Source organism: Achromobacter sp. EB05, assembly GCF_044232075.1.
Classification (GTDB): domain Bacteria; phylum Pseudomonadota; class Gammaproteobacteria; order Burkholderiales; family Burkholderiaceae_B; genus Achromobacter; species Achromobacter dolens.
Genome location: NZ_CP155917.1, coordinates 1,933,719 through 1,958,962, shown reverse-complemented (window position 1 = coordinate 1,958,962; position 25,244 = coordinate 1,933,719). Strand labels below are relative to the sequence as shown.

Genomic DNA, 25,244 nt, shown 5'->3' with positions numbered 1-25,244 from the left:
GTCATGTCCGTTGCTCCTAGAAGGCGTAGACGTAGCGCATCTGCACGCCCCGCATGCGCGGGCCGTTCTCGACCTTGAGGTCGTGGATGTACTGCATCTGGATCTGGTTGGCGTCGTTGATCTGGTGCGTCAGCTCCAGCGCCAGTTGGTGGTTGCGGGCGCGGCTGGTCACCGTTTCGCCGGCGGCGCGCTCGCGGCCGCCGGTCTCGTAGCGGTAGCGGATGCCGGTGTAGGTGTTGTCCGTGATATTGGTGGAGGCCAGCGCGAAGAAGCGAAAGGACGGGTCTTTCTTGAGGGTCTGGCTCATCCAGTCGCTGTTGCGGCCGTAGATCTCCACTTCGCCGATGGCCTCCAGGAAGGTGGATTCGCCAACGCCCTTGACGAAGGAGAAGTCCTGGATGGTGGACCAGCGGTTCTTGCCCGGCGACGTGTCCGGGCGCGAACCGTCGTAGCGGCCCACCGGCACCACCACGAACGGCTCCCAGGCAAACCAGGTCTTGGTCTGCTCATTGTTGTAGAGCCAGATGGCCGACCCCAGCGTCACATCGCCGACGCCGGTCTGGCGGTCGCGCGGGGCGCCCGGCAGTTCCATCGTGGTGCGCGACATCGGCACGATGAACTCAAGCTGCACGGTCTTGCCGAACAGCTCCCGGTAATGCATCTGGCGGTAGATCAGCGCGTCCACGTCCACCGAGGCGCCGTCGATGCGCTTGCCCGCCGAGTACAGCCCCGACGAGCGCAGTCCGGCCAGATAGCCGGCGATGATGTTGGTGCCCACCGGCGCGGGTATCCAGTCGCGCGCGCTCGGGTCTCCGGCCCATGTCGCCTGCGCCAGGGCCAGGCCCGCCAGCAGCAATGCTGTGCGCGCCCCAGCCCGGCAATTGGTCTTGCCTGCCATGCACTTCCCCTTGGTTGCGCGGCCGCGCGCGCCGGTATCTCCCGGCTTGTCTCGCGCGGCCGTCAGTCTAGTAAGCGATACAAACGGACTTCTTCTCCAGGTACATGTCCAGTACGGCGCGGCCGTGCTCACGGCCGATGCCGGACTGCTTGAAGCCCCCGAACGGCATGTTCGGGTCCAGCATGTTGTGGGTGTTGATCCAGAGCGTGCCCGCGTCGATGCGCGGGATCAGGCGCTGGACCCGCGTCAGGTCGTTGCTCCAGAGGCTGGCGCCCAGGCCGAAGGCGCTGTCGTTGGCCAGCCGCACGGCGTCGTCGAGCGTATCGAACGGCTGCGCCACCACCACGGGGCCGAAGATCTCCTCGCGGACAATGCGGGCGCCGGGCGCCACGTCGGCGAACACCGTCGGCCGCACGAAATAGCCGGCGCCCTCGCCCGCGGCGCCGCCCGCCAGCACCTTGCCGCCCTCGGCCCGGCCGATGCCGATGTAGTCCATCACGCGCTGCTGGTGGCGCGCCGACACCAGCGGCCCCACCTGCGTATCCGGGGCAAAACCGGAACCCAGCTTCATGCCGGCGGCCAGGTCGGCCAGCCGCTGCACCACCTTGGCGTACAGGCCCTTCTGCACGTACAGCCGCGAACCGGCGGTGCAGACCTGCCCCTGGTTGAAGAAGATGGCGGCGGCCGCGCCCTGCGCGGCCACGTCGGGGTCGCAGTCATCCAGCACGATCACGGGCGACTTGCCGCCCAGTTCCAGCGACACGCGCTTCATGTCGTCCATGGCGGCGCGGCCGATGAGCTTGCCGACCTCGGTGGAGCCGGTAAAGGCGATCTTGTCCACGCCCGGATGTGCCACCAGCGCCGCGCCGGCGGTCTCGCCACGACCGGTCACCACGTTGACCACGCCCGGCGGAAAGCCCGCCTCCAGCACCAGTTCGGCCAGGCGCAAGGCGGTCAGCGGGGTTTCCTCGGCGGGCTTGAGCACCACCGTGCAGCCGGCGGCCAGCGCCGGCGCGATCTTCCAGATTGCCATCAGCAGGGGGAAATTCCACGGGATGATCGCCGCCACCACGCCAACCGGTTGCGGCAGCGTGTAGGCGCTGTACTTCACGCCGGGCGGGAACGGGATCGACAGCGCCAGCGTGTCACCGGTCAACTTGGTGGCCCAGCCCGCCATGTAGCGCAGCCATTGCGCGCCGGAGCCGACCTCCAGCCCCTGGGCCACGCCCAGCAGCTTGCCGTTGTTCAGGGTCTCGAGCCGCGCCAGTTCCTCGCCGTGGCGTTCCACCAGGTCCGCCAGGTTCAGCAGCAGGCGCTCACGCCCGGCCGGCAGCATGTCGCGCCATGGCCCGCTGGCAAACGCCCGGCGCGCGGCCTGCACCGCCAGGTCGATCTGCGCCGGACCGGCGTCGAGCTGGGTGGCGATGACCTCGTCGGTGGCCGGGTCGTGCACGGCAATGGGGTCGCCCTGCCCCTGGCGCAGCGGCTTGCCGTCAACGATCATGTATTCCCGGATGGCGGCCAGTTCCGGGCGGCCGGAGGCGGAGGGATGGGCGGACGACATGCGTGAGGCTCCAACGGATAGGGTGAAGCCAGGATAGCAACGGCCCACCGCGCTGGCTTGTCCGCCCGTGCATGGAGATTTGTCCCGCTGCGCACGAAAAAAACGGGACGCGCCATGCGTCCCGCCTTGTCCGTGGCGCCAGGGGCGCGCCGGATCAGTCCAGCATCAGCACCGTGGCGCCGGTGGTCTTGCGCGAGGCCAGCGCGGTCTGCGCTTCGCCGGCCTGTTCCAGGCTGTAGCGCTGGTCGATGCGAACCTTGATCTTCTTCTTCAGCACCAGGTCGAACAGCTCTTCCGAGGCGGCCTGCAGCTTTTCCAGCGTATTGACGTGCACGCCCAGCGACGGCCGCGTCACGTACAGGCTGCCCTTCTGGTTCAGGATGCCCAGGTTCACGCCCGCCACCGGACCGGAGGCGTTGCCGAAGCTGACCATCAGGCCGCGCGGCTCCAGGCTGTCCAGCGAGGTTTCCCAGGTGTCCTTGCCGACGCCGTCATAAACCACCGGCACCTTCTTGCCGCCGGTCAGTTCGAGCACGCGCTCGGCCACGTTCTCGCGCGAATAGTCGATGGTTTCCCAGGCGCCGTTGGCGCGGGCCAGCTCGGCCTTCTCGGGGCTGGAGACCGTGCCGATCAGCTTTACGCCGAGCGCGCGCGCCCACTGGCAGGCGATCAGGCCCACGCCGCCGGCGGCGGCGTGGAACAGGATGGTTTCGCCGCCTTGCAGGCGATAGGTCTGGCGGAACAGGTACTGCACCGTCAGGCCCTTGAGCATGAGCGCGGCGGCTTCGTCGAAGCCGATGCCCTTGGGCACCTTCACGACCTGGTTGGCCGGCACGTTGCGGGCCTTGGCGTAGGCGCCGATCGGGCTCTGGCCGTAGGCCACGCGATCGCCCTTCTTCAGGTGCTTGACGTCGGCGCCCACGGCGGTGACCACGCCCGCGCCCTCGAAGCCCAGGCCATGCGGCAGCGGATGGGGATACAAGCCCGTGCGGAAATAGATATCGATGAAGTTCAGCCCGGCCGCGTGCTGGTCGATGGTGACCTCATTGGCGGCCGGCGGCGGCACCTCGACTTCGACCAGTTTCAGGACCTCGGGACCGCCATGCTGCTCGATACGAATTGCCTTGACGAGATTGCTGGCCATGCTGGCCTCCTTTCATTGAAATGTTGCGACGCAAGCTTGAAAATCAAATACGCAATTCGGACGTCAGCGCGCGGACGCGCTGCCGCCCGGCGCGGCGGGCGGCGGCTTGGCGGCCCCGCCCCCCATCAATACGAATACCCCGGCCAGGACCAGCGCGGTGCCGGCCATCTGCCAGACCGTCACGGGCTCGTGCAGGAACCACGACGCCAGGAACAGCACCGACACCGGTCCCAGCATCCCCAGCAGCGACGCGGTCGGCGCGCCGATCAGCGCCACCGCCCACATCAGCATGAAGACCGGCACCACCGTGTTCAGGGTGGCATGGATGATCGAGTAGCCGTACACGCCCATCGGCTGCACCAGCACGGAGGCCGGATGGATCACGAAGAACTGCACGATGCAGGCCACGCACGACACCAGCATGGCATACGCCACCAGCCGGGTCGGCCCGACACGCTTGATCAGTTCTCCGGAGCAAATCAGGTACACAGAATAGCTGAGCGCCGAACCGAAGACGAATAAAGACCCTAACAGCACCTCGGCGGAACCGCCAAAGCTCAGATCATGCGCGAAAACCAGCACCACGCCGGCATACGACAGCGTCATCGCCAGCCACTGCCGGCGCTCGACCGGCCGTTTGAACCAGAAGGCCGAGATCAGCACCACCAGCGATGGCGACAGGAACAGGATCAGCCGCTCAAGGCTGGCGGTGATGTAGCGCAGGCCGAGGAAATCCAGGAAGCTGGACAGGTAGTATCCCAACAGGCCCAGCAGGCAGACCTGGATGCGTTCCTTCCAGGTCATGACCACGATCTCGCCGCGAGCCGCCAGGCGCGACTGGTGCCACGCCACGGCCGCGAAGAACGGCATGGCGAACAGCATGCGGAAGGCGATCAGGGTGACCGCGTCGATCCCGTAGCGGTAGGTGAACTTGACGACGATGGCCTTGGCGGAGAACAGGATGGCGCCAAGCGCGGCCATGAAAAATCCGGCCGCGCGGCTGGAGGGACGAGAGGCCGGCAAAAGCTTGGCAATGCGATTCATGCGATGATTTTAGATTCAGCGCCGCGGGATTTGCACGCCTGGCGCGCATTTTCAGCCTGCCGCGGCCGGCCATGAACCGGCTCCGCCCCTTCCGTTCCCTGCCCTCTCCCTGCGAATGACCCGACACCGCGCCCTGACTTACATCCATATCGCCGCCATCCTGTTCGGCCTGACCGGCGTCTTCGGCGAGCTGATCCAGGCCAGCGCGGCAGTCATCACACTGGGGCGGGCAGTCTTCGCGGTGATCTCGCTCGGCCTGTTCGCCCGCATGCGCCGGCGCCCGCTGCTGGGCGCCCTGACGCCAGCCCAATTGTTCGTGCTGGTGATCGCGGGCGCCCTGCTGGCGGCCCACTGGGTCACCTTCTTCATTTCGGTCAAGGTCGGTGGCATCGCCATCGCCACGCTAGGCTTCGCGAGTTTCCCGGCCTTCATCACGCTGTTCGAGGGATTGATCTTCCGGGAACGCGTGCGGTTGGCCGAATGGCTGCTGCTGGGCCTGGTCACTGCCGGCCTGGTGCTGGTCACGCCGTCGTTCGACCTGGCCGACCAGGGCACCATCGGCCTGGCCTGGGGCCTGCTGTCGGGTCTGACCTTCGCCCTGCTGGCCCTGAGCAATCGGCGCTCGGCCTCGGGCATGGATCCGATGCAGGTCGCCTGCTGGCAAAACCTGGTGGTGGCGCTGGTGATGCTGCCGTTCGCCGTCGGCCAGTTGCCCGCCCTGCCCGCCATGGACTGGTTCTGGCTGGCGCTGCTGGGCGTGTTCTGCACCGGCCTGTCACACTTCCTGTTCGTCTCCAGCCTGACTCGCCTGAACGCCCGCAGCGCCGGCCTGGTGATCGCGCTGGAACCGGTCTACGCCATCGCCTTCGCCTGGGCGCTGTTCAGCCAGCAGCCGACGGTGCGCATGATGGCCGGCGCCGCCCTGATCGTGGCCGCCATCGTCTGGTCCGGGCTGCGCAAGGCCCCGGCCGCCCCCGAAAGCGCCCCTCGAAAGCAGCCTTGACAATTACTGCCTGGGCAGTAAAATCCGCTGCATGAATGCCTCGTCACGCCCTGAATCCTCCGAAAATCCGGTTCACTATCGCGGTGATACCCGCTGCATGATGGAAGAAAACGCCGGCTACCTGATCAAACTGGTGGCCAACTCCCTGAACCGCATGCTGGACCAGGAAATGGCGCCGCTCGACCTCACCGCGATGCAGTGGCGGCCGATCGCCATGGTTGCCCTGGGCCGGGCCGATACGCCCGCCGAACTGGCCCGGCTCAACGGCGTCGACACCGGCGCCATGACCCGCACGCTCGACCGGCTCGAGGCCAAAGGCCTGCTGCGACGGGCCCGCAACCAGCTCGACCGGCGCGTCGTGAAGATCGAATTGACGGAACTGGGCGAAACCAAGGCGCGGGCGATCCCGCCCAATATCGCCCGCGTGCTGAACCACCACCTGCGTGGTTTCTCCACCGACGAAGTGACGCAGTTGATGCACCTGCTGCGCCGCATGATCGCCAACGGCTCCGCCTCCGCGCCCGAGCGCTGACGACGCCCGCTTGAGTCGCCCGCCCCTGCAAAAGGGGTTTTATTTGACGTAATATTTGCCTAGGCAAATACAGATTAATCAATTACTTTCAGCAGATTGTCAGGATGAAACGCCTTCTTTCTACCGCATTAGCGCTGGCCTTGAGCGGTTGTGCCCTGATGGAACCCGGCCCCGAGCCGGTGGCCGCCCTGAATGAAACCAAGCTGGGCCTGACCGCCCAGGACGTCGCCTGGCCTGACACGCAATGGTGGCATCGCTACGGCGACAGCCAGCTCAACGCGCTGATGGACGAAGCGCTGGCCAACAGCCCGTCCATGACTGCCGCCCAGGCGCGCCTGGCCAAGGCCAATGCCGCCGTCAGCACGGCCCGCGCTCCCCTGATGCCGCGCGTGGACGCCAACTACACGCTGAACCGCGAGCACCTGTCGAGCGACTACATTTACCCGGCGCCGCTGGGCGGATCGGTCGTCAGCGACAACCGCCTGGCGCTGGACTTCAGCTACGAGCTCGATTTCTGGGGCAAGAACCGCTCGCGCCTGAAGGCCGCGGTCTCGCAGCAGGCCGCCGCCGCGGCCGACGCGCAGGCAGCGCGCAACGTGCTGGCCAGCGCCACCGTGCGCGCCTATCTCAACCTGCAGGACGCCTTCGCCCAGCGCGACGTCATCAAGCGCGTGCTGGCCCAGCGCGAGGAAGTGCTGTCGCTGACCCGCGGCCGCTATTCCGCCGGCCTGGACACCCAAGTCGAGGTGAAGCAGGCCGAATCGTCGCTGGCCGCCGGCCAGGTCGAGCTGACCCAGACCGAGACCACGCTGGCGCAACTGCGCAATCAGGTCGCGGCACTGGCAGGCGCCGGCCCGCAGCGCGGCCAGTCGCTGGTGGAAGCGGCGCTGACCGCGCCCGCCGGCGGCGTGCCAGCGAGCGTACCGCTGGACCTGCTGGGCCACCGTCCCGACGTGGTCGCCGCGCGCTGGCGCGCCGAGGCCGCCCGGCACCAGATCGACAGCGCCCGCGCCGAGTTCTACCCCAATGTCAACCTCGTGGCCTTCGCCGGCTTCCAGGCCATCGGCACCGGCAACCTGCTCGGCGCCGCCGCCCGCACCGCCGGCATCGGCCCCGCCATCACCCTGCCGATCTTCCACGGCGGCGAATTGAACGCCAACCTGGCCGGCCGCCGCGCCGATGCCGACCTCGCCGTCTCCGACTACAACCAGACCGTGCTCGACGCCGTGCACCAGGTCGCCGACGCGCTCGACGGCCTGCGCCTGCTGGAGCAGGAACGAGCGCAGCAGCGCCAGGCGCGCGAAGCCATCGAGGCCGCTTATGAACTGGCCGTCAACCGCTACAAGGCCGGCATGGGCAACTACCTGACCGTCCTGGTCGCGCAGACCGGCGTACTGACCCAGGCACGGCTCGACACCGACCTGCGCATCCGCGCCTATCAGCTCGACGCCAACCTGGCCAACGCGCTGGGCGGCGGCTACGTCCCCGCCCCCGCGCAGCAGCCCGCGCCCGCCACGAACTCCACTCATTGAACGCTCCGGATTCAGACGTCATGAACGCAGCCACTTCCACGACCAATCCCGCCCGCAAACGCCTGCTGCTGATCGCGACCGGCGTTTTCATCCTCATCGCGATCGCCTACGGCATCTGGTGGGCGCTGTTCGGCGCCCACTTCGAAAGCACCGACGACGCCTACGTGCACGGCAACCTGGTGCAGATCACGCCACAGGTGCCCGGCACCGTGGTGGCCATCGAGGCCGACGACACCGAAACCGTCACCGCCGGCCAGCCGCTCGTGCGCATCGACCCGGCCGACACACAGGTCGCCTTGCAACAGGCCGAGGCCAAGCTGGCTCAGACCGTGCGCCAGGTCCGCACCTACTATGTCCAGAACGATGCGCTGGCGGCTGACGTCGACCTGCGCCAGGCCGACATCCAACGCGCCCAGGCCGAACTGACCCGCGCCCAGAGCGACGTCACCCGCCGCCAGCAACTGGCCAAGTCCGGCGGCGTCAGCGGCGAGGAAATCCTGCACGCCGAAGCCGCGCTGAAGACCGCGCAATCCGGGCTGGCGCAGGCCCGCGCCGCGCTGGCCGCCTCGCGCGCCAAGCTGGCGACCAACCAGGCGCTGACGCAAGGCACCACGGTGGCCGAGCACCCTGACGTGCGCCAGGCCGTTGCCGGCCTGCGCAACGCATGGCTGGCCCAATCGCGCACGGTCCTGCCCGCCCCCGTGGGCGGCGTGATCGCCCGCCGCACCGTCCAGGTGGGCCAGCGCGTGGCCCCGGGCGCCGCGCTCATGACGGTGGTGCCGCTGGACCAGGTCTGGGTCGAAGCCAACTTCAAGGAAGGCCAGTTGCGCAAAATGCGCATCGGCCAGCCGGTCAAGATGACGGCCGACCTGTACGGCAGTTCGATCACCTACCACGGCACCGTCGCCGGACTGGACGCAGGCACCGGCAGCGCCTTCGCCCTGCTGCCTGCACAGAACGCCACCGGCAACTGGATCAAGGTGGTGCAGCGCGTGCCCGTGCGCATCGCGCTCGATCCCGAGGATCTGAAGACGCATCCGCTGCGCGTGGGCCTGTCGATGGACGTGGAAGTCGACGTCGGCAAGCAGGACGGCGCAGCGCTGACCGCCGCCACCCGCAAGGAACCGGCCTGGTCGACGCGCGCGTTCGAACCGGCCCATGACGAGGTCGACGCCCTGATCGGCAAGATCATCCAGGCCAACCTCGCCTCCGACGAATTCACGCCGCAGGCGGCGCAATCGCCCGTGGCCAAAGAGGGCTTGGCGCGCGGCGCCAAGTAAGGGGATCTTCCCATGAGCACCACCGCTCAGCCCGCGGCCGGCGGCGCCCCCGCCGAGCCCACCGTACTTCCGCCCGGGACCTACCCGCCACTGGAAGGCGCCACCCGCATCATCGGGTCGATCGCCCTGTCCACGGCGGTGTTCATGAACGTGCTGGACACCTCGATCGCGAACGTGTCCATTCCCACCATTTCCGGCGATCTTGGCGTCAGTTCCAGCCAGGGCACCTGGGTCATCACGTCGTTCGCCGTGGCCAACGCCATCACGGTGCCGCTGACCGGCTGGCTGACGCAGCGCTTCGGCCAGGTCCGGCTGTTCCTGATATCCACCCTGCTGTTCGTGCTGGCGTCGTGGCTGTGCGGCTTCTCGCCCTCGCTCGAAGCGCTGATCGCATTCCGCGTGCTGCAAGGCGCCGTGGCCGGGCCGATGATCCCGCTATCGCAAACGTTGATGCTGGCCAGCTTCCCCAAGTCCAAGGCGGGCATGGCGCTGGCGGTCTGGTCGATGACGACACTGGTGGCGCCAGTGGCGGGACCGCTGCTGGGCGGCTGGATCTCCGACAACTACACCTGGCCGTGGATCTTCTACATCAACGTGCCGGTGGGCCTGCTGGCGGCATGGATCAGCTGGCGCATCTACGGCAACCGCGAATCGCTGACCCGCAAGTTGCCGATCGACAAGCTCGGCCTGGTGCTGCTGGTGGTGTGGGTTGGCGCGCTGCAGATCATGCTCGACAAGGGCAAGGAACTGGACTGGTTCGCCAGCCCCACCATCATCGCCCTGGCCGCCATCGCTTTCGTGGCATTCGTGTTCTTCCTGATCTGGGAATTGACCGACGCGCATCCGGTGGTCGACCTGCGCCTGTTCAAGATCCGCAACTTCACGGTCGGGGCGCTGACGCTGGCGGTGGCCTATGGCGTGTTCTTCGGCAACGTGGTGCTGCTGCCCTTGTGGCTGCAGAGCTACATGGGCTACACGGCCACCTATGCCGGCCTGGTGACCGCGCCGGTGGGCCTGCTGGCCATCCTGCTCACGCCGATGGTGGGCAAGATGCTGGCCACGCGCGACCCGCGCCAGATCGTGACAGTGGCGTTCCTGATCTTTGCGCTGGTGTGCTTCATGCGTTCGGGCTTCAACACCCAGACCGACGTGCGCACGCTGATGATCCCGACCATCATCCAGGGCGCGGCCATGGCGGCGTTCTTCGTGCCGTTGACGTCGATCACGCTGTCGAGCATCGAGCCTTGGCGCATCCCGGCCGCCTCGGGCCTGTCGAACTTCCTGCGGCTGACCGCGGGCGCCTTCGGCACCTCGATCGCGACTACGCTGTGGGAGAACCGCGCCACGCTGCACCATGTGCAATTGACCGAGGCGGCGCGGCCCGGCCAGCAGGCGTTTGACCAGACACTCAACGTGCTGCAGAACACGGTCGGCATGTCGCACCAGCAGGCCTTGAGCACGGTCGACCGGCTGATCAACGCGCAGGCGTTCACGATGTCCGCGGTGGATGTGTTCTACGCCTCGGCGGTGATCTTCCTGTTGCTGACTGGCCTGGTCTGGTTCGCCCGGCCACGCTCGGCCAAGGCGGGCGGTGGCGGCGGCGCGGCCGAAGCCGCGGCGGGCGCCCACTGATCGCCGCCCAGCCCTGTCCCTGACAGGGCGCGCACCCAAAAAAAGGCCCGGCGGATGCCGGGCCTTTTTCAATGTTTAAGCAGCGTGTGCCAGTCCTGCCGTTCGATCACCTCCGGCGGCAGCGCGCTCACCGGCGACAGGTTGATCACCGACACGCCGCGCCCACGCCACTGCTGCGCGGCGAAGCGGAACGAGGGCTCGATCAGGCGGGCGAAGTTGCGCGCCAACCGGCTGGCCTGCGGCGTCTCGCCTTCGTCGTAGAAGCGCATGCCGTGCTGCAGTGTCAGGTCCAGACCGTGCAGATAGACCTTGCGCGCGCCCCCCGAAATCATCACCTGCAGCGCCACGTAAGCCACCGTGTCCGCGTCGAACACGCCGAGCGACGCGTCGAAGCTGTAGCCCAGGCCCTGCTTGGCGTCCAGCAGCCGCAGGTCGGGCGAGGCGGCCACCATGCGCTTGAGCACCGCGGGCGCGGCGCTGCGCTGGTAGGCGCGCTCGGAAATGAACTCGATGATGCAGATGCGGCAGCGGATCTCTTCCTGCGCAATCCCCTGCATAATGTAGCGCAGCACGTCGGGCAGCACATACAGCGTCAGGTCACAGGCGACGATCTCGCGCACCAGATCGATGCGGTCCCTCACGAAATTCTGGTCGATGATGCAGTAGTACTTGAACTGCAGATTGAACTTGCGCGCCAGCGCGATCGAACCATTCACCCCCATGGCTGCCCGGATGTCCAGGCGGTCATAGGGAATCTCGGCGATCGACGGCCCGCTCAGGATCAGGTGCATCTCGTCGTCGTCGGGGTCGTACCCCTGCTCCAACGGCGTGATGGGCACCGAGCGGCCGAACGCGCGGAAACCACAGATCACCCCCGCGGGATTGCGCCAGATGCGCACGAACGGCCACAGGTGCTGATTGTGGCGCTGCGTGCGCGACCGCAACATCCGGAACAGCTTGCGGGCGAAACGGTCGGCACGGCTGCCACCCACCGGGGCGGAGCGGGAGGCGATGGAATCGACCATGGTCTGGGCCCCGGTCAACGCATCGCGCTAGGTCGCCGCGATCAGCGACGCAATGGCGTCGCCTACTTCGGCAGTTGACGCAGTGCCCTTCATGTCGCGCGTGCGCGGGCCATCGGCCAGCACCGTTTCAATGGCGCGGACCACGGCCGCCGAGGCGGCGTCATAACCCAGGAAGTCGAGCATCAGCGCGCCGCTCCAGATCTGGCCGATCGGGTTGGCGATGCCTTTGCCATAGATATCGGGTGCGGAGCCATGCACGGGCTCGAACAGGGACGGGAACTTGCGCTCGGGGTTCAGGTTGGCCGACGGCGCGATGCCGATCGTCCCCGTGCAGGCGGGGCCGAGATCGGAAAGGATATCGCCGAAAAGGTTGGAAGCCACGACCACGTCGAACCAGTCAGGATGCTGCACGAAATGCGCGCAGAGGATATCGATGTGATATTTGTCCCAGCGGACATCCGGATAGTTCCCAGCCATTTCCGCCACGCGCTGGTCCCACCATGGCATCGAAATCGAAATGCCGTTGGACTTGGTCGCCGCCGTCAGGTGCTTGCCGCGCTTGCGGGCCAGTTCGAAGGCGAATTTCAGTACGCGCTCGGCGCCGATGCGGGTAAATACGCTTTCCTGGATGACCACTTCGCGCTCGGTGCCGCCAAACAGGACGCCGCCGCTGTTGGAATATTCACCTTCGGTGTTTTCACGCACGATGAAGAAATCGATCTCGCCGGGCTGGCGGCCGGCCAGCGGCGAAGGCACGCCGGGCATCAGGCGCACCGGGCGCAGATTGATGTACTGGTCGAATTCGCGGCGGAACTTGAACAATGATCCCCACAACGCCTCGTGGTCCGGCACTGTGGCGGGCCAGCCGATGGCGCCGAAGAAAATCGCTTCATGCTGGCCGATCTGCCGTTGCCAATCGTCCGGCATCATTTTGCCGTGCTTGGCGTAGTAATCGCAGCTCCAGTCGAAGTGGTCCCACTGGAAATCAATGCCGAAGCGCGACGCAACGGCGTCAAGCACTTTCAGGCCTTCCGGAACGACTTCCTTGCCGATTCCGTCCCCTGGGATCACCGCAATCTTGTGTTTTTTTGCCACCACCGTTTCCTTTGTAATCCTGGATTGCACCGCCCAGAATCATAGGCATAAATGGCGGTAACGCAATACCCCAAGTTACAAACAACGTACTACCCGACGTTACAGCGCCGGGTACAGTTTGTTCCGGAGATGGAATACAGAATTCAGCGACGCGTCTTGGAGCCCAGCAGCGATCCCAGGATGCCGCGCGCCAGTTGCGTCGCGATCGAACGCGCCGTGCTCTTGGCGAAAGTCTGCACCACCCCATCGCGCTTGCCGCCGCGCGGGCCGGTGGAGCCGAACAGCACATCGTTCAGGCTGTCCATCAGGCCGCCGCCCTGCGCCTGGCCCGGCGCGCCGCCCGCAGTCGGCGTCGGCGCGGCCTTCCCGGACGCCTGATCGGCCGGGGCCGCGGCGCGTCCGGCCAGCACTTCGTAGGCGGATTCGCGGTCGATGGCCTTGTCATACTTGGCCGACATCGGGCTGCCCTGGCGCAGGGCCAGGCGCTCGGCGTCGGTGGCCGGGCCGATGCGGCTGCCTGGCGGCACGATCCAGGCGCGCTCGGTCGGCATCGGGCGGCCCTTGGCATCCAGCAGCGAGACCAGCGCTTCGCCCACGCCCAGTTCGGTGATGGCCGCCTCGATATCCAGTCCCGGATTGGGCCGCATGGTCTGGGCCGCGGTCTTGACAGCCTTCTGGTCGCGCGGCGTGAAGGCGCGCAACGCGTGCTGCACCCGGTTGCCCAACTGGCCCAGCACGGTGTCCGGAATGTCCAGCGGGTTCTGCGTCACGAAACAGACGCCCACGCCCTTGGAACGCACCAGCCGCACCACCTGTTCGATCTTGGTCAGCAACGCTGGCGGCGCGTCGTTGAACAGCAGGTGCGCCTCGTCGAAGAAGAACACCAGCTTGGGCTGGTCGACGTCGCCCACTTCCGGCAGTTTCTCGTACAGGTCGGCCAGCAGCCACAGCAGGAAGATGGCGTACAGCCGCGGCGCCTGCATCAGTTTGTCGGCGGCCAGCACGTTGACGATGCCACGTCCCTGGGCGTCGGTGCGCATCAGGTCGGCGACGTCCAGCATCGGCTCGCCGAAGAATTTCTCGGCGCCCTGCGACTCCAACGCCAGCAGGCCGCGCTGGATCGCGCCGACGCTGGCGGCGGACACGTTGCCATAGCGGGTCTTGAGCTCGGCGGCGCGGTCGGCGACGTTCTGCAGCATGGCGCGCAGGTCTTTCAGGTCCAGCAGCAGTTGGCCTTCGTCATCCGCCACCTTGAACACCAGCGTCAGCACGCCTTCCTGGGTGTCGTTCAGCTCGAGGATGCGCGCAAGCAGCAGCGGCCCCATGTCGGTGATGGTGGCGCGCACCGGCGTGCCCTGCTCGCCGAACACGTCCCACAGCGCGACCGGGCTGGCGCCCCAGGCCGGCTCGTCCAGGCCCAGGTTCTTGAGCCGCTCCTGCAGCTTGGGGCTGGCCGCCCCCGCCTGCGAAATGCCGGTCAGGTCGCCCTTGACGTCGGCCATGAAGACCGGCGTGCCGATGCGGGAGAAGGATTCGGCCAGCACCTGCAGGGTGACGGTCTTGCCGGTACCGGTGGCGCCAGTGATGCAGCCGTGGCGGTTGGCCAGGGCGGGCAAGAGGGCCAATTCGGTCTGCGCGTTCTTGGCGATGACGATGGGATTGGGCATGGACTGCTCTCCGGACCGGAATGACTCAGATGCCCAAGTGTAGAGCCTGCGATGACGGTTGTGCGCGTGGCAATATGGACACAGGCGGCCCGCTCCCGGGCGCGGAGGCCGCCGGCACGGTAAAATGCCGTTTTTGCAGACAATTTATCCTGGGAAGCCATGGCCGGACACAGCAAATGGGCCAATATTCAGCACCGCAAAGGCCGTCAAGACGCCAAACGCGGAAAGCTCTGGACCAAGATCATTCGTGAAATCACCGTGGCGGCGCGCGCCGGCGGCCCCGACCCGGACAGCAACCCGCGCTTGCGCATGGCCTGGGACAAGGCCACCGACGCCAACATGCCCAAGGACAACATCCAGCGCGCCATCCAGCGCGGCGCGGGCGGCGCGGACGGCGAAGCGTACGAAGAAGTGCGCTACGAGGGCTACGGCATCGGCGGCGCGGCGGTCATCGTCGACTGCATGACCGACAACCGCACCCGCACCGTGGCCGAAGTGCGCCACGCCTTCGCCAAGAACGGCGGCAACCTGGGCCAGGAAGGCTCGGTCGCCTTCATGTTCAAGCACTGCGGCCAATTCGTGTTCGCCCCCGGCACGCCGGAAGACAAGGTCATGGAAGCCGCGCTCGAGGCCGGCGCCGAAGACGTCGCCACCGACGAGGAAGGCGTGATCGAAGTCATCTGCGCCCCGACCGACTACGCCGCCGTGCGCAAGGCGTTCGACGACGCCGGCCTGAAGGCCGAAGTCGACGGCATCGTCATGAAGGCCCTGAACGAAACCGAACTGGCCGGCGAAGACGCCATCAAGATGCAGAAGCTGCTCGACGCCCTGGAAGGCCTGGACGACGTGCAGGAAGTCTATACCACCGTCATTTTCGACGAAGCGCAGTAACTTTCCGCAGTCTTTTTCCATTACCCCGGCGCGCTGCGGGCTTATGCCTTCCAGGCGCCGCGCTGTCACCGGATCCGGGCCCGCCCGGATCCGTGGCCTATTTCTCGGGCAGGTGTCTGACGACACTCGACTGGCAACCTTAAGAATCACGCAACAATGAAACTCCTGGTAATTGGCTCGGGCGGCCGCGAACATGCCCTCGCCTGGCGACTGGCCCGCTCCCCCCGCGTACACAAGGTGTACGTGGCGCCGGGCAACGGCGGCACGCAACGGGCCGAGCAGATGGAAAACATCCCGCTCACCAATGCCGAGGAATTGGCCGATTTCGTCCAGCGCGAAGGCATCGCCCTGACGGTCGTGGGCCCCGAGGCGCCGCTGGCCGCCGGTGTGGTCGACGTCTTCCGCGCCCGCGGCCTGAAGATCTTCGGCCCGACCAAGGCCGCCGCGCAACTGGAAAGCTCCAAGGACTACGCCAAGGCCTTCATGGTCCGGCACAACATCCCGACCGCGCGCTATGCCACCTTCACCGACCCGGCCCAGGCGCATGCCTACATCGACCAGGAAGGCGCCCCCATCGTGATCAAGGCCGACGGCCTGGCCGCCGGCAAGGGCGTGGTGGTCGCCGCCACGCTCGAAGAGGCCCACGCCGCCGTCGACGCCATGCTGGGCGACGGCTCCATGGGCGAAGCCGGGGCGCGCGTCGTCATCGAGGAATGCCTGGTCGGCGAGGAAGCCAGCTTCATCGTCATGTGCGACGGCCGCAATGTGCTGGCGCTGGCCACCAGCCAGGACCACAAGCGCCTGCAGGACGGCGACCAGGGCCCGAACACCGGCGGCATGGGCGCCTACTCGCCCGCCCCGATCGTCACGCCCGAGCTGCACCACCGCATCATGCGCGAAATCATCCTGCCGACCGTGCAGGGCATGACGCGCGACGGCATCCCCTACACCGGCTTCCTGTACGCCGGCCTGATGATCGCCCCCGGCGATGATCCCGACCGCGACATCAAGACGCTGGAATTCAACTGCCGCATGGGCGACCCGGAAACCCAGCCGATCATGATGCGCGTCAAGAGCGACCTGCTGGACGCGCTCGAGCACGCCGTCGAGGGCACGCTGGACCAGGCCGACATCACCTGGGACCGCCGCACCGCCCTGGGCGTGGTGCTGGCCTCGCACAACTATCCCAACACCCCGCGCACCGGCGACGTCATCCGCGGCCTGCCCGCCGACGCCGACGACTGCATGGTGTTCCACGCGGCCACCCGCCTGGAAGGCGACGAAACCCAGACCACCGGCGGCCGCGTGCTGTGCGTCACGGCGCTGGGCGACTCGGTCAAGATGGCGCGCGACCGTGTGTACGAAGCCATCGACGGCATCCACTTCGACGGCCGCCAGTACCGCAGCGACATCGGCTGGCGCGCGCTCAAGCCGTCGCAGCAGAAGCCCAAGTCCAACGCGTAACCGGAAGCGCCGATGAACGCCTTGCCCGTCGCCGACGTCCGCGGCTACCTCACCGGCCTGCAAGCCCGCATCGTCGCCGCGCTGGAGGCCGCCGAAGGCGGCCCCTTCCGCAGCGACGAATGGGTCAGGCCCGAAGGCGGCGGCGGCCTGTCGCGCCTGCTCGAAGGCGGCCAGTTGTTCGAGCGCGCCGGCGTGCTGTTCAGCCACGTCCAGGGTTCGAAGCTGCCGCCGTCGGCCAGCGCGCACCGGCCCGAGCTGGCTGGCCGCTCCTGGGAAGCCATGGGCGTGTCGATGGTGCTGCACCCGCGCAACCCGTACGTGCCCACCACGCACATGAACGTGCGCATGTTCGTCGCCGCGGCCCGTCCCGGCCATGACGAGGCCGACGTGTTCTGGTTCGGCGGCGGCATCGACCTGACGCCTTACTACCCTTTCGAGGAAGACGCGCGCCACTTCCACACCGTGTGCCGCGACGCCCTGGCCGGGCATGGCGCCGACTACTACCCGCGCTACAAGCGCTGGTGCGACGAGTACTTCTTCCTCAAGCACCGCAACGAAACCCGGGGCATCGGCGGCATTTTCTTCGATGACCTGAACGCTCCCGGCTTCGACGCCTCGTTCGCCCTGACGCGCTCGGTCGGCGACGCCTTCCTCGACAGCTACCTGCCGATCGTCGAACGTCGCCGCCACACGCCCTACGGCGAACGCGAACGCGACTTCCAGGCCTACCGCCGCGGCCGCTACGTCGAATTCAACCTGGTGTTCGACCGCGGCACACTGTTCGGCCTGCAGTCCGGCGGCCGCACCGAGTCGATCCTGCTGTCCATGCCGCCACTGGCGCAATGGCGCTACGACTGGCAGCCGGAGACGGGCACGCCCGAGGCCGAGCTGGCTGCCTACCTGACGCCGCGGGACTGGGTGTGAAGCGTATCGGGCTCCTGGGCGGCAGTTTCGACCCCGTCCACGTCGCGCATGTCGCGCTGGCCGACAACGCGCTGCGGGCGCTCGGCCTGGCGCAAGTGCAACTGATCCCGGCGGCCAACCCCTGGCAGCGCGCCGCCTTGCACGCCACCGCGGACCAGCGCCGCGCCATGCTGGAACTGGCCATCGCCGGCCACGATGGCTTGGCGGTCAATCCGATCGAACTCGAACGCGGCGGCGCCACCTACACCATCGACACCCTGCGCGCCCTGCCCGCGGATGCCCGCTATGTCTGGCTGCTGGGCGCCGACCAGTTGGCCAATTTCTGCACCTGGCAGTCATGGCGCGAAATCGCCAGCCTGGTCGACCTGGCGGTGGCCACACGCCCCGGCACGCCGCTGGCGCCGCCGGCGGAACTGGCCGACTGGCTGCGTGGCCAGGGACGCCAGCTCGAAGAATTGCCTTTCGCCCCGATGCCGGTTTCAGCCTCGCAGATCCGCGAGCGCCTGGCCCGGGGCGAATCGACCGACGGCCTGCTGGCCGCGCCCGTCGCCGCCTATATTGCGGCGCACCATCTTTACCGATAAACCCATCCCGCCCTGGCGCGCAGCGCCACGGAAACCGGCACTCGCCGTCCGTCAGCGGGTTATATTTGCAGCTATGGATATACAGAAACTCCAACGCGCCGTCATCGACGCCCTCGAAGACGTCAAGGCGCAAGACATCAAGGTCTTCAACACCACGCATCTGACCAGCCTGTTCGATCGCGTCGTGATTGCAAGCGCCACCTCCAATCGCCAGACGCGGGCGCTGGCCTCCAGCGTGGCAGACCGCGGCCGCGCGCTCGACCTCTCCGGCATCACGATCGAAGGCGAGGACACCGGCGAATGGGTCGTCGTCGACCTGGGCGACGTCGTGGTCCACATCATGCAGCCCGCCATCCGCCAGTACTACAACCTGGAAGAGATCTGGGGCGGCAAGCCGGTGCGCGTCAAGCTGCTGCCGGAATCCACCCGGGTCGCGCCAATCGCCAGCGACAGCGCCTACGACAGCACCGACGATTAAGAGCGCGTCGTGAAGCTGATCGTCGCCGCCGTGGGCACGCGCATGCCAGACTGGGTGCAGACCGCCTGGGACGACTACGCCAAGCGCCTGCCGCCCGACTGCGCGCTCGAACTGCGCGAGATCAAGCCCGAACCCCGCACCACCGGCAAGACCCCGGCCCAGATGATGGCCGCCGAGGCCAAGCGCATCGAGGCCGCGCTGCCGGCCAGTGCGCTACGCCTGGCGCTGGACGAACGCGGCCGCGACCTCACCACCATGGCGTTGTCACAGAGGCTCGAACAATGGCGCGCGGGCGGTCAGGATGTCGCCTTCCTGGTCGGCGGCCCCGACGGCCTGGATGCCGAGCTCAAGGCTTCGTGCAGCGGCCAGTTGCGCCTGTCGTCACTAACGCTGCCGCATCCCATGGTGCGCGTGGTGCTGGCTGAACAGCTCTACCGCGCCTGGGCCATCATGACCAACCATCCCTATCATCGCGCCTGAGGCATGACGCCGGACGCCAGCCTGGCGCGCGCCGCTTCCCATGACTGACGCTCCCCCTCCCGCACGCCTGTACCTCGCCTCCGCCAGCCCGCGCCGGCGCGAACTGCTGACGCAGATCGGCCTCGCGCACGACGTGCTGCGCGTGCCGGCGCCGCCCGGTGAAGACGAACCCCAGCACCCCGGCGAAAGCGCCGCCGACTACGTGCAGCGCACCGCGCGCGACAAGGCCGAACGCGGCCGCGACTGGCTGCGCGCGCAAGCCTTGCCGGCCTTGCCGCTGCTGGCCGCCGACACCACCGTCATCCTCGACGGCCAGGTGCTGGGCAAGCCCGCCGACCGCGACGACGCCATCCGCATCCTGCAGGCGTTGTCGGGCCAGACGCACCAAGTCCACACCGCCGTCGCGCTATGGACGGGCGATCGCCTGCTGGAAGCGGTTTCGATCACCCAGGTGCAGATGCGCCCCTTGCAACCTGACGAAATCGCGCGCTACTGCGACAGCGGCGAGCCTTACGGCAAAGCCGGCGCCTATGGCATCCAGGGCCTGGCGGGCACTTTCATCGCGCGCATCGACGGCAGCTACACCGGCGTCATGGGCCTGCCGCTATTCGAGACCGCCAACCTGTTGCGGGCCGCGGGCATCGCGATTCCCTGATTCCGCGCAATCCCATGAAAAAAGCCCCCGGGCCTTGCGGTCCCGGGGGCTTTTTGACGTGGTCAGGCGGCGATCAGCTCTGCGACGTCGACACCCGCGCCATCGCCTGCGGCTGCGCGGCCGGCGCCTCGCCTTCGAGCGCCGCATGCAGTTGGTCCTTGTCCAACTCGCCTTCCCAGCGCGCCACCACGACCGCGGCGGTGGCGTTGCCGACCAGGTTGGTCAGCGCGCGGCATTCCGACATGAAGCGGTCCACGCCCAGGATCAGCGCCATGCCGGCCACCGGCACTGTCGGCACCACCGACAGCGTCGCGGCCAGGGTGATGAAGCCGGCGCCCGTCACGCCCGCGGCGCCCTTGGAGCTCAGCATCGCCACCAGCAGCAACAGGATCTGGTCGCCCAGCGACAGCGGAATGTCGCAGGCCTGCGCGATGAACAGCGCCGCCATCGTCATGTAGATGTTGGTGCCATCCAGGTTGAACGAATAACCGGTGGGCACCACCAGGCCAACCACCGACTTCGAGCAGCCGGCGCGTTCCATCTTCTGCATCAGCGTCGGCAGCGCCGCTTCCGACGAGCTCGTGCCCAGCACCAGCAGCAGTTCTTCGCGGATGTAGCGCACCAGCTTCAGGATCGAGAAGCCGTTGTAGCGCGCCACCAGGCCCAGCACCACGACCACGAACAGCACCGAGGTGGCGTAGAAGGTGCCCACCAGCATCGCCAGGTTGATGATCGACTTGATGCCGTACTTGCCGATGGTGAACGCCATCGCGCCAAATGCGCCGATGGGCGCGGCCTTCATCAGGATGGCGACCAGCTTGAAGATCGGTTGGGCCAGCGCCGTCAGGAAGTCCAGCACCGGCTTGCCGCGCTCGCCGACCTGAGCCAGCGCGATGCCGAACAGCACCGCCACGAACAGCACCTGCAGGATGTCGCCGCCGACGAAGGGGCTGAAGATCGTGGTGGGGATGACGTTCAGCAGGAAACCCGTGATGGTCGAGTCATGCGCCTTGGCAACATAGCCCGACACCGCCTTCTGGTCCAGCGTGGCCGGATTGATGTGCATGCCGGCGCCCGGCTGCACGATGTGGCTCACCACCATGCCTACGATCAGGGCCAGGGTCGAGAACACCAGGAAGTACAGCATGGCCTTGCCCGCCACGCGCCCGACCTTCTTGAGGTCGCTCATGGCCGCGATGCCGGTCGCCACGGTCAGGAAGATCACCGGGGCGATGATCATCTTCACCAGCTTGATGAAGCCGTCACCCAGGGGCTGCATGGCCTGCCCGAGGTCGGGCTTGAAATAGCCCAGCAAGATGCCGATCACGATCGCGAAAAGCACCTGCACATACAGAATTTGATAGAACTTGAGCTTGCGCGCAGGCGCGCCTTGATCCACTTCGATCATCGGGATTTGTCCCCACCAGGGCCCCAGGCTCCATGCGACGATGCGCAGCGGGTATCGGGGGCGTTATCTCTTTTAAAGCCTTGCGTATCTCCGCAGGCCGATTTCACCCGATGAGCAATATCGCCGGGCTTGCACTGTCATATGCAAATGGCGTGCCAAGCCACGGTTGATCGGATATAGAACTCAAGTCTTTGATTCAAATGTGATTTTTCTGGCTGACAGGGGTTGCCGCCGAAAAGATTGGCGAAATACCACACAGAACTCCGCTAAAATGTGCGAAAAACCGCACACCACCATGCCCACTCGTCCTCGCTCCCAGCAGGCGTCCGCCGCTGCGCCCGCGCAAGCGGATGCCGCCGCGTCCCGCCGCCGTCCGGCCTGGCCGTGGGCGCTTCTGATTCTGGCGGTCGTGGCGGTGGTGTTCGGTATCCTGCATGCCGCCAGCGAATGGGCGCGCGACGGCGCTCTCAAGGAAGCCTACCTGCAGGCCCGCAGCGCCGGCCAGATCAACGCCGCCCTGCTGCGCAACAACCTGGACAAATTCCGTGCGCTGCCCTTCGTCCTCACTCGCGACGTCGACCTGCGCGCCACGCTGCAGAACCCCACAGCGGCGCAGATCGAGTCGCTCGACGAAAAACTCGACAGCCTGAGCCGCGGCGTGGGCGCCTCGGCGATCTACGTCCTGGACCAGACGGGCTACGCCATCGCCGCCAGCAACTGGCGCGAACCCGCCACCTTCGTCGGCGTCGATTACCAGTTCCGGCCGTACTTTCGCGGCGCCGTGGCGCACGGATCCGCTGAGCACTTCGCGCTTGGCACCATCAGCCACGAAGCCGGCCTTTACCTGTCGCGGCGGGTCGACGACACCAGCGGCACGATGCTGGGCGTCGTGGTGTTGAAAGTCGATTTCCGTGACCTCGAAGCCGACTGGCGCCAGTCGAACGCGCCCATCTTCGTCACCGACGAACATGGCGTCGTGCTGCTGGGCAGCGTGCCCGACTGGCGCTTCCGCGTGCTCAAGCCGCTGGCGCCCGACCTGGCCCAGACGCTGCGCACCAGCCTGCAGTTCGGCGACGCCATGTTCCAGCCGCTGCCCTTGCGGCCCGCCCCGACGACGGTCAGTGGCGGCCAACTGCTGCGATCGGCCGAAGCCCTGCCACAGATTCCGGCCGGCGCGCCGCTGCTGCACACCACACTCCCCATCGTCGAATCGCCGGGCTGGACGCTGCACCTGCTGTCCCCCGTGCAGTCGGCGCTCAACCGCGCCACCGCCAACGCGCAACTGGGCGCGCTGCTGGCCCAGGGCGTGCTATCCGCCGTCATCGGCATCCTGCTTTACCGCCGCCATCGCAACCGTGAACGCGCCTCCCAGCAGATGGCGGTACGCCAGCAGTTGGCCGCCCAGGTCGAAGAGCGCACCGCGCAACTGCGCGAGGTCAACCAGCAACTGCTGGCGCAAATGGACGAACGCCAGCGCACCGAGGCGCGTCTGCACACCATGCAGGACGAACTGGTGCAAGCCAGCAAGCTCGCGCTGCTGGGCCAGGTTGCCGCCGGCGTCGCGCACGAAATCAACCAGCCGGTGGCCGCGATCCGCGCCTATGCCGACAACGCCGCTGAATTCCTGCGCCGCCAGGATCCGGCCTCCGTCCAGGAAAACCTGGGCACCATCGCCTCGCTCACCGACCGCATCGGCCATATCACCGGCGAGCTGCGCGCGTTCTCGCGCAAGGCAGGCGCCTCGGTCGGCCCCACCAGCCTGAAAGAGACGCTGGATGGCGCACTGCTGCTGGTCGGCCCCCGGGCCAGGCGCCAGCGCGTAGTGTTGCAACGCCCGCCTGTGGAACAAGACTACCTGGTGCAGGCCAACCGCATCCGCCTCGAGCAGGTGCTGGTGAACCTCCTGCAGAACGGCATGGATGCACTCGAAGGCCAGGCCGACGGCCGCATCATCATCGCGCTGCAGGACATGGGCACCTCGGTGCAACTGTTCGTCAACGACAACGGCCCGGGCCTGTCGCCCGAAGCCAGCGCGCGCCTGTTCACGCCGTTTCACACCACCAAGGCCGAGGGCCTGGGGCTGGGCCTGGTGATTTCACGCGACATCGTCGCCGAATTCGGCGGCGACCTGCGTGCCGCCCATCCCGGCGATGCCATTTTCCCCGCGCCCCACGGCCCCGGCCGCGGCGCGATGTTCACCCTGACGCTGCGCAAAGCGCCGCCTTCGATCCATGACCCGCGTACCTGACACCGACCACTCCCAGCCCCTGCCGCCAGGCGCCATGCCTGGAGCCGCCCTGCTGGAAGATCCCCGCGCCAAGCCCGCCGCACCACGTGTCGCCTTCATTGACGACGACGAGGACCTGCGCCGCGCCAACGTGCAGACGCTCAAGCTGCACGGCATCGCGGTCGAAGCCCATGCCAGCGCGCGCGGCGCGCTCGCCACGATCAATCGCGACTTCGACGGCGTGGTGGTCACCGATATCCGCATGCCCGACATCGATGGGCTGCAACTGTTCCAGCGCCTGCGGGCCATCGACCCGGAGATCCCCGTCATCCTCATCACCGGCCACGGCGACATCGCCATGGCGGTGCAATGCATGCGCGACGGCGCCTATGATTTCCTGGCCAAACCCTATCCCCCGGATCGCCTGGTCACCGCCATCTCACACGCAGCCGAAAAGCGTCACCTGGTGCTGGAGAACCGCCGCCTGCGCGAGGCCGCGTTCGCGGTCGAAGCCGACGAAGTGCCCTTCATAGGCACCACCCCGGCCATGCAGCGCATCAAGCAGACGCTGCGCCACATCGCCGACGCCGACGTCGACGTGCTGGTTGAGGGTGAAACCGGCACCGGCAAGGAAGTGGTCGCCACCGCCCTGCACCGCCTGAGCCGCCGGCGGCATCGCGCGCTGGTCGCGATCAACTGTGGAGCGCTACCGGAAAGCGTGATCGAAAGCGAGCTGTTCGGCCACGAGGCCGGCGCCTTCACCGGCGCGCAGAAGCGGCGCATAGGCCGCATCGAGCACGCCAGCGGCGGCACCCTGTTCCTCGACGAAATCGAGAGCATGCCCCTGGCGGTGCAGGTCAAGCTGCTGCGCGTCCTCGAATCGCGACAGATCACCCCGCTGGGCAGCAACGAAGTCCGCAACCTGGACCTGCGCGTCGTCGCCGCCACCAAGGAAGACCTGGGCAGCCCGGCCGTTCGCGCCAAATTCCGCGAAGACCTGTTCTACCGCCTGAATGTGGTCACCATCCGCATTCCGCCCCTGCGCGAACGCCGCGAGGACATCCCTCTGCTGCTGGCCCACTACCTGGGTCATGCCTCGCGCCGCTTCCAACGCGACATTCCCGACATGCCCACGGACATCAAGCGCCATCTATTGACACATGACTGGCCCGGCAATGTGCGAGAACTCGCACACTTCGCCGAACGCTTCGTCCTGGGCGTGCTGAACACCCCCACCGCCACGGCCCCCGAACCCGCAATCAGCGCCGGCACCCTGCCGGAAAAGATGGAGCGTTTCGAAGCCCAGCTCATCCGTGAAGCGCTCGCCGCCCACCGGGGCGACGTCCGCGCAACGCTGGAAGCGTTGGGCATTCCTCGCAAGACGTTCTACGACAAGCTGCAGCGTCACGGCATTGACCGTCAGGACTACACCGGAACGGCACCGCTCTGACGCATTGTCCCGGCCAACAAAAACCCCCGTGCGGCGCAAGCCGCATGGGGGTTTCTTTTCGGGGTTTCTTTTCAGGGTGTGGCGCGCCCCAAAAGACAAAACCCCACAGGCGTTAGCCTGCGGGGTTTTGAGCAATAAAAGCCTGACGATGACCTACTTTCACAGACGTCCGTCCACTATCATCGGCGCAAAGGCGTTTCACTGTCCTGTTCGGGATGGGAAGGAGTGGTACCACCTTGCTATGGTCGTCAGGCGTAACGGGTTGAG

Annotated in this window: 22 protein-coding genes and 1 rRNA gene; 14 read left to right on the top strand and 9 right to left on the bottom strand. The window is 67.1% G+C overall.

Features of this window, described 5'->3' with window-relative positions; all coding sequences use genetic code 11:
* Positions 1-16 precede the first annotated feature (16 nt).
* The 4 genes from AAID08_RS08980 to AAID08_RS08965 all read right to left on the bottom strand — a co-directional run bounded on the left by AAID08_RS08980 (position 17) and on the right by AAID08_RS08965 (position 4,650).
* Positions 17-898, bottom strand: a complete 882-nt coding sequence (locus AAID08_RS08980; RefSeq protein ID WP_395757536.1) for a transporter — start codon at positions 896-898, stop codon at positions 17-19.
* A 67-nt stretch (positions 899-965) separates the two neighbouring features.
* Positions 966-2,462: a phenylacetaldehyde dehydrogenase StyD gene (gene styD, locus AAID08_RS08975; protein WP_395757535.1), complete on the bottom strand. Its 1,497-nt coding sequence runs from the start codon at positions 2,460-2,462 to the stop codon at positions 966-968.
* Between the two features lie 154 nt (positions 2,463-2,616).
* Positions 2,617-3,606, bottom strand: coding sequence for a quinone oxidoreductase (locus AAID08_RS08970; protein ID WP_054487367.1), 990 nt, complete (start codon positions 3,604-3,606; stop codon positions 2,617-2,619).
* 63 nt (positions 3,607-3,669) lie between these two features.
* On the bottom strand, positions 3,670-4,650 hold the full coding sequence (locus AAID08_RS08965; protein ID WP_054503952.1) for a DMT family transporter: 981 nt from the start codon (positions 4,648-4,650) through the stop codon (positions 3,670-3,672).
* A gap of 115 nt (positions 4,651-4,765) precedes the next feature.
* Here AAID08_RS08965 and AAID08_RS08960 point away from each other — a divergent pair, with 115 nt between their 5' ends.
* The 5 genes from AAID08_RS08960 to AAID08_RS08940 all read left to right on the top strand — a co-directional run bounded on the left by AAID08_RS08960 (position 4,766) and on the right by AAID08_RS08940 (position 10,629).
* Positions 4,766-5,653 carry a DMT family transporter gene (locus tag AAID08_RS08960; RefSeq protein ID WP_064526292.1) on the top strand — a complete coding sequence of 296 codons (888 nt, stop codon included), beginning with the start codon at positions 4,766-4,768 and terminating at the stop codon, positions 5,651-5,653.
* Between the two features lie 31 nt (positions 5,654-5,684).
* Entirely contained in the window at positions 5,685-6,185 is a 501-nt protein-coding gene (locus AAID08_RS08955; protein WP_054503954.1) for a MarR family winged helix-turn-helix transcriptional regulator, read from the top strand.
* 104 nt (positions 6,186-6,289) lie between these two features.
* Positions 6,290-7,717: an efflux transporter outer membrane subunit gene (locus tag AAID08_RS08950; RefSeq protein WP_054503955.1), complete on the top strand. Its 1,428-nt coding sequence runs from the start codon at positions 6,290-6,292 to the stop codon at positions 7,715-7,717.
* A 20-nt stretch (positions 7,718-7,737) separates the two neighbouring features.
* Positions 7,738-8,997, top strand: coding sequence for an HlyD family efflux transporter periplasmic adaptor subunit (locus tag AAID08_RS08945; protein ID WP_269875969.1), 1,260 nt, complete (start codon positions 7,738-7,740; stop codon positions 8,995-8,997).
* 12 nt (positions 8,998-9,009) lie between these two features.
* Entirely contained in the window at positions 9,010-10,629 is a 1,620-nt protein-coding gene (locus tag AAID08_RS08940) for a DHA2 family efflux MFS transporter permease subunit (protein ID WP_054503957.1), read from the top strand.
* Between the two features lie 68 nt (positions 10,630-10,697).
* On the opposite strand, the gene AAID08_RS08935 is transcribed toward AAID08_RS08940, so the two are convergent.
* The 3 genes from AAID08_RS08935 to AAID08_RS08925 all read right to left on the bottom strand — a co-directional run bounded on the left by AAID08_RS08935 (position 10,698) and on the right by AAID08_RS08925 (position 14,416).
* Positions 10,698-11,654: a hypothetical protein gene (locus AAID08_RS08935; RefSeq protein ID WP_116793145.1), complete on the bottom strand. Its 957-nt coding sequence runs from the start codon at positions 11,652-11,654 to the stop codon at positions 10,698-10,700.
* A 27-nt stretch (positions 11,655-11,681) separates the two neighbouring features.
* Complete coding sequence (locus tag AAID08_RS08930) at positions 11,682-12,749, bottom strand: tartrate dehydrogenase (protein WP_054503958.1); 1,068 nt, start codon at positions 12,747-12,749, stop codon at positions 11,682-11,684.
* Positions 12,750-12,892: 143 nt separating this feature from the next.
* The gene (locus AAID08_RS08925) at positions 12,893-14,416 is read right to left on the bottom strand and encodes a helicase HerA-like C-terminal domain-containing protein (protein WP_395757534.1); all 1,524 of its coding nucleotides are present in this window, start codon (positions 14,414-14,416) and stop codon (positions 12,893-12,895) included.
* 159 nt (positions 14,417-14,575) lie between these two features.
* On the opposite strand from AAID08_RS08925, the gene AAID08_RS08920 reads away from it, so the two are divergent.
* From AAID08_RS08920 to AAID08_RS08890, 7 genes are all read left to right on the top strand, one after another.
* Complete coding sequence (locus AAID08_RS08920; RefSeq protein WP_116793147.1) at positions 14,576-15,307, top strand: YebC/PmpR family DNA-binding transcriptional regulator; 732 nt, start codon at positions 14,576-14,578, stop codon at positions 15,305-15,307.
* A gap of 156 nt (positions 15,308-15,463) precedes the next feature.
* Positions 15,464-16,771, top strand: a complete 1,308-nt coding sequence (gene purD, locus AAID08_RS08915; protein WP_049075285.1) for a phosphoribosylamine--glycine ligase — start codon at positions 15,464-15,466, stop codon at positions 16,769-16,771.
* A gap of 12 nt (positions 16,772-16,783) precedes the next feature.
* Entirely contained in the window at positions 16,784-17,695 is a 912-nt protein-coding gene (gene hemF / locus AAID08_RS08910) for an oxygen-dependent coproporphyrinogen oxidase (RefSeq protein ID WP_054503962.1), read from the top strand.
* The gene (gene nadD / locus AAID08_RS08905; RefSeq protein WP_064526283.1) at positions 17,692-18,279 is read left to right on the top strand and encodes a nicotinate (nicotinamide) nucleotide adenylyltransferase; all 588 of its coding nucleotides are present in this window, start codon (positions 17,692-17,694) and stop codon (positions 18,277-18,279) included. Before hemF ends, nadD begins: the two co-directional genes overlap by 4 nt.
* A 73-nt stretch (positions 18,280-18,352) precedes the next feature.
* Positions 18,353-18,757, top strand: a complete 405-nt coding sequence (gene rsfS / locus AAID08_RS08900) for a ribosome silencing factor (RefSeq protein ID WP_049075289.1) — start codon at positions 18,353-18,355, stop codon at positions 18,755-18,757.
* A 9-nt stretch (positions 18,758-18,766) separates the two neighbouring features.
* Positions 18,767-19,237 carry a 23S rRNA (pseudouridine(1915)-N(3))-methyltransferase RlmH gene (gene rlmH, locus AAID08_RS08895; RefSeq protein ID WP_116793151.1) on the top strand — a complete coding sequence of 157 codons (471 nt, stop codon included), beginning with the start codon at positions 18,767-18,769 and terminating at the stop codon, positions 19,235-19,237.
* A 40-nt stretch (positions 19,238-19,277) separates the two neighbouring features.
* A complete protein-coding gene (locus AAID08_RS08890) occupies positions 19,278-19,892 on the top strand; it encodes a nucleoside triphosphate pyrophosphatase (RefSeq protein ID WP_054503964.1) in 615 nt (204 codons plus the stop codon).
* 73 nt (positions 19,893-19,965) lie between these two features.
* Here AAID08_RS08890 and AAID08_RS08885 read toward each other — a convergent pair whose 3' ends face one another.
* A complete protein-coding gene (locus AAID08_RS08885) occupies positions 19,966-21,300 on the bottom strand; it encodes a dicarboxylate/amino acid:cation symporter (protein ID WP_054503965.1) in 1,335 nt (444 codons plus the stop codon).
* Positions 21,301-21,595: 295 nt separating this feature from the next.
* Between AAID08_RS08885 and AAID08_RS08880 the strand changes: the two genes are divergently transcribed.
* Together AAID08_RS08880 and AAID08_RS08875 are read left to right on the top strand one after the other, a co-directional pair.
* Positions 21,596-23,548 (top strand): ATP-binding protein, encoded by a 1,953-nt coding sequence (locus tag AAID08_RS08880; RefSeq protein WP_395757533.1) that lies wholly within the window; start codon positions 21,596-21,598, stop codon positions 23,546-23,548.
* A gap of 34 nt (positions 23,549-23,582) precedes the next feature.
* Positions 23,583-24,977 (top strand): sigma-54 dependent transcriptional regulator, encoded by a 1,395-nt coding sequence (locus AAID08_RS08875; protein ID WP_175167706.1) that lies wholly within the window; start codon positions 23,583-23,585, stop codon positions 24,975-24,977.
* A 140-nt stretch (positions 24,978-25,117) separates the two neighbouring features.
* Here the strand turns inward: AAID08_RS08875 and rrf are convergent.
* Positions 25,118-25,230, bottom strand: a 5S ribosomal RNA gene (gene rrf, locus AAID08_RS08870).
* Between the last annotated feature and the right edge of the window lie 14 nt (positions 25,231-25,244).